At 37.0% G+C, this 15732-nt stretch carries 17 protein-coding genes; all 17 read right to left on the bottom strand.

Annotated elements, in window-relative coordinates:
• Positions 1-34: 34 nt before the first annotated feature.
• Positions 35-1309 (bottom strand): RIP metalloprotease RseP, encoded by a 1275-nt coding sequence (rseP, locus tag NYE61_RS01090; protein WP_095308691.1) that lies wholly within the window; start codon positions 1307-1309, stop codon positions 35-37.
• 289 nt (positions 1310-1598) lie between these two features.
• On the bottom strand, positions 1599-2390 hold the full coding sequence (locus NYE61_RS01085; RefSeq protein WP_095308689.1) for a phosphatidate cytidylyltransferase: 792 nt from the start codon (positions 2388-2390) through the stop codon (positions 1599-1601).
• A 15-nt stretch (positions 2391-2405) separates the two neighbouring features.
• The gene (locus NYE61_RS01080; RefSeq protein WP_095308687.1) at positions 2406-3164 is read right to left on the bottom strand and encodes an isoprenyl transferase; all 759 of its coding nucleotides are present in this window, start codon (positions 3162-3164) and stop codon (positions 2406-2408) included.
• A gap of 245 nt (positions 3165-3409) precedes the next feature.
• A complete protein-coding gene (gene frr, locus NYE61_RS01075) occupies positions 3410-3967 on the bottom strand; it encodes a ribosome recycling factor (RefSeq protein WP_095308685.1) in 558 nt (185 codons plus the stop codon).
• A gap of 3 nt (positions 3968-3970) precedes the next feature.
• Positions 3971-4693 carry a UMP kinase gene (gene pyrH, locus NYE61_RS01070; protein ID WP_095308683.1) on the bottom strand — a complete coding sequence of 241 codons (723 nt, stop codon included), beginning with the start codon at positions 4691-4693 and terminating at the stop codon, positions 3971-3973.
• 306 nt (positions 4694-4999) lie between these two features.
• Complete coding sequence (gene tsf / locus NYE61_RS01065) at positions 5000-5884, bottom strand: translation elongation factor Ts (protein ID WP_095308681.1); 885 nt, start codon at positions 5882-5884, stop codon at positions 5000-5002.
• A gap of 97 nt (positions 5885-5981) precedes the next feature.
• Positions 5982-6758 carry a 30S ribosomal protein S2 gene (gene rpsB, locus NYE61_RS01060; RefSeq protein WP_095308679.1) on the bottom strand — a complete coding sequence of 259 codons (777 nt, stop codon included), beginning with the start codon at positions 6756-6758 and terminating at the stop codon, positions 5982-5984.
• A gap of 186 nt (positions 6759-6944) precedes the next feature.
• Positions 6945-7370, bottom strand: coding sequence for a hypothetical protein (locus NYE61_RS01055; RefSeq protein ID WP_095308678.1), 426 nt, complete (start codon positions 7368-7370; stop codon positions 6945-6947).
• A gap of 13 nt (positions 7371-7383) precedes the next feature.
• Positions 7384-7662: a hypothetical protein gene (locus tag NYE61_RS01050; protein WP_240033746.1), complete on the bottom strand. Its 279-nt coding sequence runs from the start codon at positions 7660-7662 to the stop codon at positions 7384-7386.
• 150 nt (positions 7663-7812) lie between these two features.
• A complete protein-coding gene (locus NYE61_RS01045; RefSeq protein ID WP_095308674.1) occupies positions 7813-8595 on the bottom strand; it encodes a FliA/WhiG family RNA polymerase sigma factor in 783 nt (260 codons plus the stop codon).
• 428 nt (positions 8596-9023) lie between these two features.
• Positions 9024-9521, bottom strand: coding sequence for a chemotaxis protein CheD (locus NYE61_RS01040; protein ID WP_285844415.1), 498 nt, complete (start codon positions 9519-9521; stop codon positions 9024-9026).
• A complete protein-coding gene (locus NYE61_RS01035) occupies positions 9514-10149 on the bottom strand; it encodes a chemotaxis protein CheC (RefSeq protein ID WP_118888915.1) in 636 nt (211 codons plus the stop codon). Before NYE61_RS01035 ends, NYE61_RS01040 begins: the two co-directional genes overlap by 8 nt.
• Before the next feature lie 3 nt (positions 10150-10152).
• The gene (locus NYE61_RS01030) at positions 10153-10593 is read right to left on the bottom strand and encodes a chemotaxis protein CheW (protein ID WP_095308742.1); all 441 of its coding nucleotides are present in this window, start codon (positions 10591-10593) and stop codon (positions 10153-10155) included.
• Between the two features lie 52 nt (positions 10594-10645).
• Positions 10646-11689 carry a chemotaxis response regulator protein-glutamate methylesterase gene (locus NYE61_RS01025; protein ID WP_095308668.1) on the bottom strand — a complete coding sequence of 348 codons (1044 nt, stop codon included), beginning with the start codon at positions 11687-11689 and terminating at the stop codon, positions 10646-10648.
• Between the two features lie 5 nt (positions 11690-11694).
• Entirely contained in the window at positions 11695-12555 is an 861-nt protein-coding gene (locus NYE61_RS01020; protein ID WP_118888916.1) for a MinD/ParA family protein, read from the bottom strand.
• On the bottom strand, positions 12545-13648 hold the full coding sequence (flhF, locus tag NYE61_RS01015; RefSeq protein ID WP_251658739.1) for a flagellar biosynthesis protein FlhF: 1104 nt from the start codon (positions 13646-13648) through the stop codon (positions 12545-12547). Before flhF ends, NYE61_RS01020 begins: the two co-directional genes overlap by 11 nt.
• Positions 13645-15681, bottom strand: coding sequence for a flagellar biosynthesis protein FlhA (gene flhA / locus NYE61_RS01010; RefSeq protein ID WP_303448198.1), 2037 nt, complete (start codon positions 15679-15681; stop codon positions 13645-13647). The genes flhF and flhA overlap by 4 nt, the downstream gene beginning before the upstream one ends.
• Positions 15682-15732: the final 51 nt, after the last annotated feature.

The raw sequence follows: 15732 nt of genomic DNA, 5'->3' as shown, positions 1-15732 counted from the left end.
GCATCAACTGGCTACAATAACCGAAAGTTTTCTTTTATAAAAATAACCGTTGAATGTCGTTCCATGTTACAACAATCATTAAAAGCATTAATAATGCAAATCCGACGAAATGGAAGATACCTTCCTTTTCTGGCGCAATTGGTTTTCCGCGCAAAGCTTCCAAACCAACAAACAAGAGTCTTCCACCATCAAGGGCAGGCAGAGGAACTAGGTTCACTATTCCGAGATTAACACTTAACATTGCTGTCCACAACAAGAGGTTCATAAAGCCAGTCTGTACAACTTGATCTGTTGCATCATAGATTCCAACGGGACCTGACAGTAAATCAAGCGAAACCTGACCAGTTACAAGCATCAATAAATTCGTTAAGATTAATCTTGTTATTTCATAGGTTTGTTCAAAGCCATATGTCAATGTTCCAAGAACTGTTTTCTCAAATGCTTGACGGACTCCTATTTGACCAATAGAAATTGGTTCTCCTTGTTGATCCACTGTTTCAGCTGTATTGGGAACAACAGTTAATTGCTCTTCAGCACCATCTCGCAGGACAACCATGCTTAATTCTTGTCCTGGATTTTCTCTTACGACTGAAGTAAACTCTTCCCATGTAGAAACTGCAGTTTCCCCAATTCGAATCACTTCATCATCTGCTTGAAATCCTGCTTCTGCAGCTGGTGAATCAGCTTGTATCTCACCCATTATTGCTTCATCAACCGGAGTCCCTTGTGCAACTCCTAAGATAATAAAAATAACAATCGCTAAGATAAAGTTCATCATAGGTCCTGCAAACAATTGCATTGCTCGCTGACCAATAGATTTCGATGCAAATTGACGATCATATGGTGCAATTTGTGTCTCACGCTCGTCCATAATAAAAAATGCTTTTTGGTCAACTTCAAAGTGTAGCTTCTCATCTTCATCACCGATCTCATATCCTTGAATAATCAATCGATGATCAAGATCAACATGCTCTACTTCAATCACTCTGGCATTTGGATGTTTGGATTTGTTGTTGACGATTATTTTATTTACCTTACCTTCATCATTAAATTCAAGCCCGATATGGTGTCCCGGCTTTAACTCTATGATTTCAGGATCTTCACCTGCTACTCGTACATAGCCACCCGCCGGAATGAGACGAATTGTGTATAACGTTTCATTCCTTACAAAGGAGAAAATTTTCGGCCCAAATCCAATTGCAAATTCCCGAACAAGCATACCTGCTCGTTTTGCAAAGATCATATGGCCCCATTCGTGGATAAAAACGAGTAATCCAAACATAAAAATAAATGCAATTACAGTGGTCAATAGAAGCACCTTCCTTTATTGGAGCAAATCTGTTTTTAGTAAATGAAATTCAAAAAATGTGAAGAAAATGAACATCGAGATCTGGCTTAGACATCCAATATCAGCATACAATAGTACGTTTGAGATGTTAGACAACCTCGATTCTTTTCACCCTCTCTTCTTTGAACACATTTGAAATGAAACTAGTACTCCGATAAAATTATATTCTTACTTTTAGTTAAGTTTAACCTCTTTTTCATAAGTTGTACAAGTTTTTGTGTGAAACAAGCTTGTCACCTTATCAATTATTCTAAACAAAGTGAATAAAATGGAGCAATGGAATAACAAATAGCATGCTGTCAAATCGATCTAAAATACCACCGTGTCCAGGTAATATTTTACCGGAATCTTTAACTCCATAATTGCGTTTCAATGCAGATTCAACTAGATCACCAACTTGTCCAAATATGGAAGCAAGAATCGTGACACCAACTACTGTTAGCATTGAATGGCGGAATGGTTCCACGAGGTGAAAAATGATAGCGACAGTACAAGCGAGCACAATCCCACCTAATGCACCTTCAATTGTTTTATTCGGGCTAATCGTTGGCCATAATTTACGCTTTCCAAAAGCTCTGCCAAATAAATACGCGCCTGTGTCAGTAGACCAAATTATGAAAAATGCGTAAAGAATATTACTTAATGCTTGATTTCCATCTCTCGTCTCCAGTAAATAATAGAAACCAAGACCTACATAAAAGCAGGCTAAAAGAATAAAACCTACTTGATCAAATGTAAATTGATTTTTAACTAGTACCGTATATGCTAGTAACAATAAAATGATTAATGCAATCATTTCAAATTTAGAAAACCAACTTATTGTAAGTAGGATAGATGAGCTAGGTATTAAGATTAGCCATAATAATAATACAGCTAATAGATAAGGTACAAAATAGCTCCCTATGTTGCGCATCCTAATCAATTCCACTAACCCTACAGATGCCAATACATATACAAATATTGTAAACGGAAGTCCGCCAAAAATGACGAAGGGTAAAAATATGGCTAGTGCAATTAATGCGGTTATTGTTCGTTGCTTCATAAACCTTTCATCACCTTAAATACCTCCATATCGTCTTTTTCGCTGCTGATATTCATACAATGCGTTTAAGAAGGTTGTTTCATTAAAATCTGGCCAAAGATCATCTGTAAACCAGAATTCTGTATATGCCAGCTGCCAAAGAAGGAAATTACTCAGTCTTTGTTCGCCGCCAGTACGAATAAGCAAATCAGGATCAGAAATACCATTTGTATATAAATACGTTGAAAATAGGTTTTCATCCAGTGAATCAATCGATATTTTCGAGCAATCTAAATCACTCATTATACGTTTAACGGCATGCATAATTTCAAGCCTACTTCCATAATTCAAAGCAAAGTTTAAAAGCAGGCCGTCATTATTTTTTGTTTTTTCCTTTGCATATTGAACTGCATCCTTTGTATGCTTAGGAAGTGCATCAAAATCGCCAATTGTTTCAATACGAACATTATTTTCAATAAGCCCCGGTAAATAAATATGCAGAAACTCTTTCGGGAGTCTCAAAATAAAATCAATTTCCGATTTCGGCCTTTTCCAATTTTCTGTGGAAAACGTATATAATGTAAGGATTTTAATATTAGCTTTCACTGCAGCTTTCACAATTTTATTAACAGTACTAACGCCTTCTTTGTGCCCTGCTATACGTGGAAGCCCGCGTTTTTGTGCCCAGCGTCCATTTCCATCCATAATAATTGCAACATGATCCGGAGCGCTTTCTAGGTTTGCCATTTCTGTTTCTTTTGATTGTTTATTAAAAAAAGGAATTTTCATCGACATAGTCTGTCCCCCGAATGTTGTTCATCTATACAATCCTTTTAACATAATTATTACGAACGAAAAGGAATGATTACATAGTGTCAACAAGATGAATCTACATTATAACTTGATCATACTTTTTTATTATACCGATAATTTGGATAGAATACAAAAGCTCTCTTAAATAAGAGAGCTTTTACAACTTACTCTGAAATTTAATAATACATCCATGAAAAGAATGGATATAAACGTTTAACAGACAACCGTTAAACTTCCATAATTTCTTTTTCTTTGTTTTTTGCAAGCTGATCAATTTGTTTAATATGATCATCGGTTGATTTTTGAACATCATCCTGCAGACCGCGTAGATCGTCTTCTGTGATTTCACCATTTTTCTCAGTTTTTTTCAAGCTATCATTCGTATCACGTCTTATGTTACGAATCTGAACTCGTGATTCTTCCGCATATTTCCCAACAACTTTAACTAAGTCTTTTCTTCGCTCTTCTGTTAGTGGTGGAATGCTAATACGAATCATATTTCCATCATTTGATGGTGATAAACCAAGGTCGGCAATTTGAATTGCTCTTTCGATATCAGCAAGTGCTGTTTTGTCATAAGGAGTGATTGTTAAGAGTCTTGCTTCCGGAGCTCCGACATTCGCTAACTGGTTTAATGGAGTTGATGCACCATAATAGTCTACATAAACACTGTCTAACAGACTAGGGTTTGCTCTGCCAGCTCGAACAGATGCTAGATTTTTGGAAAACGCTTGGACAGCTTGTTCCATCTTTTCTTTCATTTGTTTTAGAATTGTTTGTGACATATTCTATTTCCCCCTTATTGTCGTGCCGATGGTTTCACCCTCGACAACTCGTTTAATATTTCCTTCTTCCGTTATAGAGAATACAATTAATGGGATATCATTATCCATACATAATGAGGATGCTGTGGAGTCCATTACCCCAAGACCTTCATTAAGCATTTCCAAATATGTTAGGCTTTCATACTTTTTGGCATCCTTATTTGTTTTAGGATCATCCGTGTACACACCGTCAACATTATTTTTAGCCATTAGAATTACTTCTGCTTCAATTTCAGCAGCTCTTAATGCTGCAGTTGTATCAGTTGAAAAATAAGGATTGCCTGTTCCTGCTGCGAAAATGACAACACGCTTTTTCTCTAAATGGCGAATTGCTTTTCTCCTTATGTATGGTTCCGCAACTTGGCGCATTTCAATGGAAGTTTGCACTCTTGTTTGAATTCCAATCGTTTCAAGGCCATCTTGCAATGCGAGTGAATTCATTATTGTTGCTAACATTCCCATATAGTCAGCTGAAGCACGATCCATTCCCATTTCGCTTCCTACTTTACCACGCCAAATGTTCCCTCCACCGACAACAATAGCAACCTCAACACCTAGTTCTGCTACTTCTTTAACTTGTTCTGCGATGGACGCGATTGTTTTTGGATCAATTCCATAACCCTGCTCACCACTTAAGGCTTCACCACTTAATTTTAACACAATTCTACGGTACCGTGCTGTTGTCATAATAACCTCCATAGAAAATTAATAATTATTTTGCTAATTATGTCTAAAAATGTTTGTAAAACGGTTATAAAATAGGGAACACATACATGTTCCCAATTTTAACCTTGTATACATAATCATTTAAGAGGATGTCAAAAAGTCCGGTAAAAAAGACACGTCGAGAGCAGTAGATCTTTGACTAAGTACCGACACATCCTGTATCGAACGTCGAAGTCAACACATCCTGTGTAACCCGGTACTCAAAACTACGCCGCCTTGAACTTCTCGGTCCTTTTTAGCCTCCTTTTTGAACACGCACCCTAAGTCTTATTTTTTAATTTGGCTCATTACTTCATCTGCAAAGTTTTCTTCGCGTTTTTCCATTCCTTCTCCTACTTCATAGCGAACGAATGATTTAACAGTTGCACCTTTATCAGCAACATATTTTTTCACTTTTTGGTCTGGATCTTTAACAAAGCTTTGTTCTAAAAGGACGATCTCTTCAAAGAATTTCCCTAAACGACCTTCAACCATCTTTTCAACGATATTTTCAGGTTTTCCTTCATTTAGTGCTTGTGTTTTTAATACTTCACGCTCACGATTTACTTCTTCTTCAGAAACTGCATCACGTGAAACATAACGAGGGTTTACAGCTGCAACATGCATGGAAACATCTTTTCCAACTTGCTCATCTGTTGTTCCTTCAATTAAAGATAGAACACCAATACGGCCACCCATATGAAGGTACGCACCAAATGCATCACTATCTGTTTTTTCTACAACTGCAAAACGACGTAAAGAGATTTTTTCACCAATTGTTGAAACGGCTCTGTTAATAATCGTTTCTAATGACTCACCTTCACCGTTTAGCTCTTGTCCAAGTGCTTCTTCAACAGTTGCAGGTTTTTGCTTCACAATATGTTGTGCTAATTGAGTAAGTAGCGTTTTAAATTGATCATTTTTTGTAACAAAATCTGTTTCACAGTTCACTTCAAGAATTGCAGCTGTATTGTTATCAATTTCAATATGTGTAAGTCCCTCAGCAGCAATACGATCTGCTTTTTTAGCAGCTTTTGCAATACCTTTTTCACGTAGGTAGTCAATTGCTTTATCCATGTTACCGTCAGTTTCTTGTAGTGCCTTTTTACAATCCATCATTCCAGCACCAGTTTTTTCACGTAATTCTTTAACCATTTGAGCAGTAATAGCCATTGCATTGTCCTCCTTTGAATATTAACCCTTTTGATTTCAGTCTTTAAAAAAGGTGATAAAAGGTTTCCATCCTCTTATCACCCCACCTTTTCTAAGATTACTCTTGAGTTGAATCTGCAGCAGCTTGAGCAGCTTCTTCTACAACTTCTTCTGTAGCATCTTCTGCTTTTTCTTCTACAACTTCAGTTTCTTCACCCTGTTTTACTTCTAAAATAGCATCTGCCATTTTTGAAGTCAAAAGTTTAACCGCACGAATTGCGTCATCGTTTGCAGGGATAACATAATCAATTTCATCTGGATCACAGTTAGTATCTACAATTCCGATGATAGGAATGTTCAATTTATGCGCTTCAGCGATAGCAATACGCTCTTTACGTGGATCGATAACGAACAATGCATCTGGAAGCTTTGTCATTTCTTTAATTCCACCTAAGAATTTCACTAAGCGATCTTTTTCTTTTAGTAAATTAACAACTTCTTTTTTCGGTAGAACTTCGAAAGTTCCGTCTTCTTCCATACGCTCAATTGATTTCAAACGATTGATACGTTTACGGATTGTTTGGAAGTTAGTAAGTGTACCACCTAACCAACGTTGGTTAACATAGTACATACCAGAACGAATTGCTTCGTCTCTTACAGAATCTTGTGCTTGTTTTTTTGTTCCTACAAAAAGAATAGTTCCGCCATTTGCAGCGATATCCTTTACATAGTTGTATGCTTCATCAACCTTTTTAACTGTTTTCTGTAAGTCGATGATATAGATACCGTTACGCTCCGTGAAAATGTATTTTTTCATTTTCGGATTCCAACGGCGTGTTTGGTGTCCAAAGTGTACACCTGCTTCTAACAATTGCTTCATAGAAATTGCTGACATTTTAATTCCTCCTAATGGTTTTTTTCCTCCGTTCAGGTCATTTTTGTATGTAGACTATTTATAAAATAGCACCAAACATACAAATTACTGAACGTGTGTTTTATAAAACTTGTTCATTCTATGAAAATAAACATAGTATTTACACCAAAAGTTACTATACCATAATGATTTGTTGATATCAAGCTTTTACTGCATCTTTTCATGTAATTTTATAATTATTTCTGCCTCTGTCTTACCACAATTTAATTCTTTAGCTATTTCATCAACTGGAACACCCCGATTATGCAGTTGCAAAACCCTGGATTCCAGAGATGCAACCACGGTATCTCCAACATCGTCTGGGATAGGAATATCGTGAGATTTTTCGTATTCCTCAGTTTCTGGTTCTTCCTGCTTTGTATGCGTTTGATCAGTCTTTATATTGCGATCCTCTAATAGTTGCTGTAATCGGTTATTTTCTGCTTTAACCTCTTGTAAGTACGTATCAAATAACGCTATTATCTCATTCAGATCTTGTGTCTTTACGTTTTGTAACTGTTTGAAAAACATATAGATTGCAATAAACGTAATAAAATGCAATAAAAAACTGATAATGATTAAGAATGAAACCATATTCTTTCTCCTTCTATCCGTTAAAATCGATCTGACTTCCTAAATAAGGATGGTTCATTTTGTACTCTTCTTCACTTTGCTCCAGTTGAGTCTTTTTGTTAATGAGGTTTTTCGAATGCTGTTCTTTATTCTTTACTTTCTCGGTTTTTTCAAATTCATTAACCCGCTTCCGGGTTCGTTCTTCTTGTTTCCTTTGAGTCTGTGCCAATGATTCCTGGAAATGCTGTCCCTGCTTTACCATATTATCCTGCATCTTCCCAGCATCCTGCGTTCTAGGAAGTGCAACCTGCATTTCAATGGATTTCCAACTCAGAAGCTATCATTCCTTTTTGTTTAGTCGTAACGCTAAGGTTGAATCTAAATTTTGTCGTAAAGAAGCTGTGTGCATCTGTACTTCCATCAATATGTTGTTTGCACTGGAGATTCTTGATATGTTTTCAATTCAATTAGCAAATACTTGCATTTTATTTAACGTTTTTCGCAGCTTAAAAATAGACCGTTTGTGGATTTGCGATATTCTGGAGGTTGTTAGCCCAAGAACCTGTCCTATTTCTGTAAAGGTTAATTCTTCATTATAAAACAGACTGACAACAAGCTGTTCATTTTTGTTTAACATTTTTATCCCTTGAACGAGTTCGTTATTTAATTCATTTTTCGTTAGATGACTCTCGGGTAATATCGTGGAATTATCGGGAATCGAATAACCAATTCCTTCTTTCAATTCACTCGAATTACCTTTTGGCTTTTCTTCAATTGAAAGAATGTTACCAAAGAGTGAGTCTTTAATAGCGGTTTCCACTTCTTCTATCGACATCCCCAACATTTCGGCTATTTCACCTGCAGTCGCTTCTCTATGATGTTTTTGTTCATATTGCTCTGCTGCTTGTTCAACTTTTTTTGCTTTTTCTCGTATTGATCTAGGAAGCCAGTCTTCTTTTCTTAATCCATCAATAATCGAACCTCTAATTCGAAAGGAGGCATACGTATCGAATTTCAAATCACGAGTTGGGTCAAATTTTTTCAACGCGTCATAAAGCCCAAGAAGTCCCAAGCTTTTGACATCTTCTTTACTTACGCTTTTTGGGAGTTGGCTTGAAATACGTTCCGCATGGAAATTGACGAGATACATGTAATTGACAATTAATTCATTCGCTGCTTCACTGCTTTTATTCGTTATCCAGTCATTCCAAAGCTTATCTTCAAGAAGGGAATTTCCTGATTTCATTTTTTCTACGCTCCTCCTTTTCCGTTAATAAATAAGTATTCACTCAATCATTCGTGCAATAAATAGCTTATCAGATCCTTATAAAACGAACGTTCTTTTCTAAATATCAGACTGGATATGTTTCCATTACAATAGTTATTGTTTACAGCATAAAATATATAAACTTCGAATTAACACATAATGTTTGTGCGTATATCCGCTCCGAAAATATACTTCGCACGCCTTAGGGGGGGCTGGTGAGCCTCCGCCCGGAGCGATCCCGGACGGCGATCATTGCTCAGATTAAGCAAATAATCATTAGTCCGTAGTTTCTACCAACCGCGACTTTAAAAAGTTAACCTAAACCAAAAACAAGTGAAACGAATATAGTTAACTTGCTTAATTTGATCAAAAACAAACGTCTATTTCTCATTATGAAAGTTGAGAATTTAAATATAAAATTCCTTTTTATTCACTTGTCGTATCTTTAATTGACTTGTTTCTGGATCGAACTCAATTGTTCTTCCAGCATTTCCGCCTACGTCGGATGCAACAACAGGAATCTTAAGTTCTGCCAGTTGTTTTTCGACCGCTTCAACATTTCTTGGTCCAATTCGCATAATATCTGAACCTGAACTTAATTGAAACATCTGAGCACCACCTGCCAGTTTCGCTTTTAGTGCATATTTTCTTGCACCTCTTTCAAGCAGCAAGTTAATGAGATAAGGAATTGCTGTATCTGCATATTTGTACACATTCAATTTAGCTTGCTTTGCCAAGGCTGAATCCGGAAGCAAGATATGAGAAAGCCCCGCAATTTTTTTCGAAGAATCGTAGACGATCACACCAACACATGAACCTAAACCTGAGGTTCGAATTAAATCAGGAACTTGCACAACTTTTAAGTCAGCAATTCCAACTTTGACTACTAAACCTGCTTCATTCATAATCATTTATTCCTAACGCATCAAATATTTTAGCGAAAGATTCAGGGTCTGGTAATAAAAAGAAATTCCCCTGAATACCTTGATTTGTTCCATCATGACTAATTTCTGTATTAATAACAATGGCATAATCAGAAACTTGCGAGAGCTCCAGCAAACCAACCGTTAACACCGCTCCTGCCATATCGATTCCAAGATATGGGACAGAAGGCTGCATATTAATATTTGTAAAATCTGATAGAGCTGTTAGATATGATCCTGTTACAATATTGCCGATTTCTTGTAATGCTGAAAGCGCTATTTCATTTTCTTGCTCTGATTGGAGCAAGGTAAACCCCGGATCATTTGTCAATTCTCTTACAAAATACTCAGCTTCTTCAATTGTAAATATTAAATAAACTGTACCTGGAGCCTCTCCTTGAATGCGAAATAATAAGCAAACAATTGTGTTCTCAGAGCCACCAGTTAATTCCATGATTTCATCAAATCCAGCAATACGAACAGAGGGTACCTTCATCTCAATTTTTTTGTTTAATAGGATAGAGAGCGAACTAGCTGCATTTCCCGCACCAATATTTCCTATTTCTCTAAGCACATCTTTCTGCATCGTTGTTAACTGTACAAATTCCATTGCTTAGCCTTCCACTGCATTAAGCACATCAATATCCTGGAAGGATAGTACTTTTTGCAGATCAAGTAGAATAAGTAAACGGTTATCTACTTTGGCAACACCTTCAATATAATCAGCATTAACGGTACCAATAACCTCTGGTGCAGGCTCAATTAGTTCTTCAGGAATATCAATAACATCATTTGCTACGTCAACAATCAGACCTACTTCCATCTCGTTTATTTGAGCAATAATAATCCGTTTATTTGCATCAAAATCAGTTTCTTCCATACCAAATCGTAATCGTAAGTCAATAATCGGAATTACGACTCCGCGAAGATTTATTACTCCCTTCACATATGGTAAAGTTTGGGGTACCCTAGTTATTGGTTGTTGCCTCTCGATAGACCCAATTTGATTAACAGGAACCGCATATTCTTCATCCTGCAATTGAAATACAATCATTTTTCGATCTTGTGTCGATGCCTTTTCCAATTTTATTCCTCCTAGTAAATCTCTATTTTGTTAAGTTAGCAAGTATTGAGCCAAATTGATTTAATGAAAGTTCTTGGTTAACATATCCTGTCTGAACAGCTGCTTTCGGCATACCATATACAATCGATGTTTCTTCCGATTCAGCTAGGACAATCGTATTGGGATCCTGCTTTTTCATTTCGATAATACCAGCCGATCCATCATTTCCCATTCCAGTCAATACAATTGCGATTTTGTTTATTCGTTTCAGACCAGCTATCGAGCAAAATAATGTATCTACTGATGGACGGTGCCCTTTGACAGGCGCATCCTTTGATAAACTGATTGCAAGTGAAGTGCCAATTTTATTAATTGTCATATGAAAATCACCAGGAGCAATGTAAGCAGTACTGTTTTCAATAATTTCACCGTGCACCGCTTCTTTCACACGAATTGGACTAAGTGTATTAAGACGTTCAGCTAACGATTTTGTAAAGCGGGCAGGCATGTGCTGGACAATTAAGATTGGTACAGTAAATGAATCTGAAATACTTGTAAGCACTTGTTGAAGTGCCCTAGGCCCTCCTGTCGATGTACCAATCGTTATGATTGATTTATCATAGTATTTTTGGATCGGAGCTTCCATCTGACAATCAGTCGCTTTGTGCAATTGCTTCTTATTCAAATTAACTTGTGAAGCCGTAACAACTTTCGAAATAATTTCCTGTTGGATATTTCGTATATCTAATGAGATAGCTCCAGATGGTTTTGTAATAAAATCAACGGCGCCATTCGATATAGCCTGAATCGCTTTTGTTGTACCCTCTTTCGTTTCACTTGAAAGCATCACAACCGGAGTTGGATTTTCCCTCATAATAATCGAAAGTGCTTCGATCCCATCCATTACTGGCATATGCACATCCAACGTTACGACGTCTGGTTGTAGTTCTATAATCTTCTTTATTCCATCTTCTCCATTACGACCAGTTGCGATCACATTCACTCTAGGATCGCTTGCAAGAATATCGGAAATCACTTTTCTCATAAAAGCAGAATCATCGATAACAATAACGCGAATTTGCTTCATAATAACTACCTCTCCATCAAATGTTTTAATCGTTGAACGAAGGAAGAAGGTGTTCGGTTCACTTGTTTTGTATGTGTTACATAATTGTATGTAATATCTTTTAATGCTTTAGCTGCTTTGGATTTTTCATTATATAACGTGTAAGGAATCTGTCTTACAATTGCCTGTGTAACAACCCTATCATCAGGAATAATCCCAATCGATTGAATTTCTACTTTTAAAAACTTGGTCACAACAGCTTTAAATCGTTCTAATGCTTTCAAACCATCTTGATAATTGGATGCACGATTTAATATGACATGTAAAGGCATATCCTGTTTGCGATTGACGACATGCTTTATCATCCCGTATGCATCTGTAACGGATGTTGGTTCCGGTGTTGTAATCACAATACATTCATCTGAGGCAAGAATAAAAAATAAGCTGTCCTCCGTAACACCTGCACCCATGTCAAATAAAATATAATCATAAATTAAGGACAATTCCTTGTATTGTTCGTAAAAATAATCATGGTCTGATTCGTCCATCTGGAAGAAATTTGACAATCCAGAACCTCCTGCAATATACGCTAGCCCTTTTGGTCCTTGTTCAATTACATCAAGTATAGATAAACGTTCTTCAAACAAATTAACAATCGTTTTCTCTGCTCGGCTACCTAGCAAAATATCGATATTTCCCATTCCAACATCCAAGTCGAAGAGTAATACCTTTTTGCCGTTGTTTATGAGTTGCAAAGAGAAATTTAACGCAAAATTGGACTTACCTACGCCACCTTTTCCACTTATAACTGCGACCGTTTTTGCGTTATTTGGATGGTTGCGACTATCAAGCTTTCTCCTCAGCCCCTCTGCTTGATCATGCTTCATCATAATCACCTACCAGAAGATTACGTATTACTCGTTTATCTGCTTCGAGCAAATCATCAGGAACATCTTGACCATTTGTCAAATAAGCAATTCCAACTTGCTTTTCTAGAGCAATATTTAGTAAACTGCCATATTGTCTTGTTTCATCCAGTTTTGTGAAAATGACACCCGCTATCGAAAGGTGCTCGAATTGCTCGTAGATTTCTACAATATCCTTAGGCTTTGTTGTTAAAGATAACACAAGATAGGTTTCCATCATGGACATATCAATCGTTTTTTTCAATTCATTAATATATTTCGGATCACGAAAGTTCCTACCAGCTGTATCAACAAAAATTGCATCATAACTCGAAAATTTAGTAATCGCCTGATGGTAATCATCAATACTGTAGGCAACCTCAAGTGGCACATTTAAAATTCGCGCATAGGTCTTTAATTGCTCCACTGCAGCAATTCGATACGTATCAGCTGTTACGAAAGCAACTTTTTTATCACTTTCAAGCATCATCTTAGCCGCAACCTTTGCAATCGTAGTCGTCTTCCCTACTCCTGTTGGACCTACAAATTGAATAATCTTCTTGTTTAATGGAATGGGTGCTAAAACGTTGCTTAGTCTCTCTTCTATTATTAAACCGATATTATTCATGATAACATCTATTTCTGTGTCACCTTGCTTCTCTAACACCAATTCCACAATTTCCTTGGCCAGCTTAGGGTGAACCTCTTGATCAATCAAATGTTCATAAGCTACTTGATAAGAAGGGGAGAAACTTAACCCTCCCTGTCGAGACTGAACTTCAATCATTTTTTTCAGGTTTTTAATTTCCAGTAGTACATGCTCATTTTCTAACTTTGGTTTATTTGTTTTATTCATTCGAGGTTGTTCTGCCACTTGCTCAGGATTTTTCTTAGGTGTTAGTGGACTAGGATCAAGAGCCGCCACAACTTCAATCTGTTTCTTCTTAAAAAAACCAAACATCCCACGTTGTTGAATTTCTTTTGAATTAAGAATTACTGCATCAGGACCAAGTTCTTTTCGAACCTGATTCATTGCCTCAGGCATAGTGTCTGCTATATATTTTTTTACCTTCATGCTACATTCACCACCCCAACACTTTGTACCTGTACATCTGGTTCAAGTTCGTTATAAGAAAGCACAATTACTTGCGGTAAGAATCGATCAAGCAATTGCTTTAAATACATTCGAATGGCAGGTGAGCAAAGTACAATGGTAGACTCTTCTTGAAGTGCAAGTTTCTCTGCCTCTGTATGAATCGTCTTAATAATTTCTTGCTGGGAGTCTGGATCAAGCGCTAAATAATTGCCATGTTCCGTTTGCTGTATATGATCAGCTATCAGCTTTTCAACTTTACCTGAAACTGTAATCACCTTCATCTGCATATCCTCACCTGCATACTGATTCGTAATCTGTGAAGAAAGTGCTTGTCTCACGTATTCCCCAAGAAGCTCTGTGTCATTCGTCATTTTCGAAAAATCAGCTAATGTTTCAAAGATAATTGGCAAATTACGAATGGAAATATTTTCTCTCAGCAATTTAGCAAGAACTTTTTGCACATCGCCAATTGCAAGTGGTTCAGGGGTTACCTCGTCAACCAAAATTGGATAGCTTTCCTTCAAATGATCGATTAATTGTTTCGTTTCCTGTCTGCCTAACAATGTATGTGCCTGTCGCTTAATTACTTCTGTAATGTGTGTCGATACAACAGATGGTGGATCTACCACCGTATAACCGGATAGTTCTGCTTCATCCTTGTTTTCTTCACTAATCCATTTTGCAGGCAAACCAAATGCCGGTTCCTTCGTATCTATTCCATCAAGAGTATCATCGCTGAAATCTGGAGCCATTGCTAAATAGTGATCTAGTAAAAGTTCACCCGATGCGACTTCATTTCCTTTAATTTTTAATCGATATTCATTTGGGTTTAGTTGAATATTATCTCGAATCCGGACAACCGGAATAACAATCCCAAGTTCAATTGCAAGCTGTCTTCGAATCATAATAACTCGGTCCAGTAAATCGCCGCCTTGATTCGTATCTGCCAGAGGAATTAGTCCATAACCGAATTCAAATTCAATTGGGTCCATACTTAGAAGGCTGACAACATTTTCAGAAGACTTCATCGCAGAGCTCTCTGTTTGATCCTCTTCTTCTTCTGTTTGTATTTCCGGCGGCATCTTGGATTGCTTTTCCAGAAAGTAACCGCTCAATGCTAATATAGACGCTAACATTGTCGTTAAAAAGAAATTAATCGGAGTTAGGCCAAGAAGAAAAATCGTACCCGCCGCAATATATAATAATTTTGGGTATTGCAGTAATTGGCCTGTTACTTCTGAGCCAAGATTTCCATTACCAGCTGATCGCGTCACAACAATTCCTGTAGCGGTTGACATAAGTAATGCTGGAATCTGACTGACTAAACCGTCTCCCACAGTTAAACGAATAAAAGTATTAACAGCTTCTCCAAAAGGCATTCCCATTTGTACAATCCCAATTATTAAACCGAATACAACATTAATTAGAACAATAATGATTCCTGCAATTGCATCACCCTTAACAAATTTACTCGCACCATCCATCGAACCATGGAAATCGGCTTCCCTTTCCACTTTTTCACGTCGCTCTCTAGCTTGACTTTCGGAAATCAAACCAGCATTTAGGTCTGCATCAATACTCATTTGTTTACCTGGCATCGCATCAAGTGAAAATCGCGCAGCTACTTCAGAGACACGTTCCGAACCTTTTGTAATAACAAGAAAGTTTATAATAACCAATATGATAAATACAACAAAACCAACAAGTGGATTATCTCCAATTACAAATGATCCAAAGGTATCAACTACTCCACCAGCATCTGCTTCCGCTAGAATTGACCTTGTGGTCGAAACATTTAACGCAAGCCTGAATAAAGTTACGAGTAAGATAATTGTTGGAAATACCGAAAACTGTAATGGCTCCTGTGTATTCATCGATACTAAGATAACCATTAGCGCTATAATAATATTTACTAAAATCAGCACACTTAACAGCCAACCCGGTAGCGGGATGACCAGCATGATGATTACTAATATAACTGCTAAAAGTACTGATAAATCCCGCGCTTTCATTTATGTCTCTCCTTACTTGCTGTTTGGTGTGCCCGAAATTTTAAAGCTGTG

The sequence above is a fragment of the Oceanobacillus sp. FSL W7-1304 genome (genome assembly GCF_037969805.1).
Taxonomy (GTDB): Bacteria; Bacillota; Bacilli; order Bacillales; family Amphibacillaceae; genus Oceanobacillus; species Oceanobacillus profundus.
The sequence above is the reverse complement of the archived record's forward strand: the minus strand, read 5'-3'. Positions and strand labels throughout refer to the sequence as shown.

Bases quoted from the DNA above. Each gene is read 5' to 3' on its own strand.
- NYE61_RS01085 (WP_095308689.1), bottom strand. From the start codon at position 2,390: ATGAAGCAACGAACAATAACCGCATTAATTGCACTAGCCATATTTTTA.
- NYE61_RS01080 (WP_095308687.1), bottom strand. From the start codon at position 3,164: ATGTCGATGAAAATTCCTTTTTTTAATAAACAATCAAAAGAAACAGAA.
- frr (WP_095308685.1), bottom strand. From the start codon at position 3,967: ATGTCACAAACAATTCTAAAACAAATGAAAGAAAAGATGGAACAAGCT.
- pyrH (WP_095308683.1), bottom strand. From the start codon at position 4,693: ATGACAACAGCACGGTACCGTAGAATTGTGTTAAAATTAAGTGGTGAA.
- tsf (WP_095308681.1), bottom strand. From the start codon at position 5,884: ATGGCTATTACTGCTCAAATGGTTAAAGAATTACGTGAAAAAACTGGT.
- rpsB (WP_095308679.1), bottom strand. From the start codon at position 6,758: ATGTCAGCAATTTCTATGAAGCAATTGTTAGAAGCAGGTGTACACTTT.
- NYE61_RS01055 (WP_095308678.1), bottom strand. From the start codon at position 7,370: ATGGTTTCATTCTTAATCATTATCAGTTTTTTATTGCATTTTATTACG.
- NYE61_RS01050 (WP_240033746.1), bottom strand. From the start codon at position 7,662: ATGCAGGTTGCACTTCCTAGAACGCAGGATGCTGGGAAGATGCAGGAT.
- NYE61_RS01045 (WP_095308674.1), bottom strand. From the start codon at position 8,595: ATGAAATCAGGAAATTCCCTTCTTGAAGATAAGCTTTGGAATGACTGG.
- NYE61_RS01040 (WP_285844415.1), bottom strand. From the start codon at position 9,521: ATGAATGAAGCAGGTTTAGTAGTCAAAGTTGGAATTGCTGACTTAAAA.
- NYE61_RS01035 (WP_118888915.1), bottom strand. From the start codon at position 10,149: ATGGAATTTGTACAGTTAACAACGATGCAGAAAGATGTGCTTAGAGAA.
- NYE61_RS01030 (WP_095308742.1), bottom strand. From the start codon at position 10,593: ATGATTGTATTTCAATTGCAGGATGAAGAATATGCGGTTCCTGTTAAT.
- NYE61_RS01025 (WP_095308668.1), bottom strand. From the start codon at position 11,689: ATGAAGCAAATTCGCGTTATTGTTATCGATGATTCTGCTTTTATGAGA.
- NYE61_RS01020 (WP_118888916.1), bottom strand. From the start codon at position 12,555: ATGAAGCATGATCAAGCAGAGGGGCTGAGGAGAAAGCTTGATAGTCGC.
- flhF (WP_251658739.1), bottom strand. From the start codon at position 13,648: ATGAAGGTAAAAAAATATATAGCAGACACTATGCCTGAGGCAATGAAT.
- flhA (WP_303448198.1), bottom strand. From the start codon at position 15,681: ATGAAAGCGCGGGATTTATCAGTACTTTTAGCAGTTATATTAGTAATC.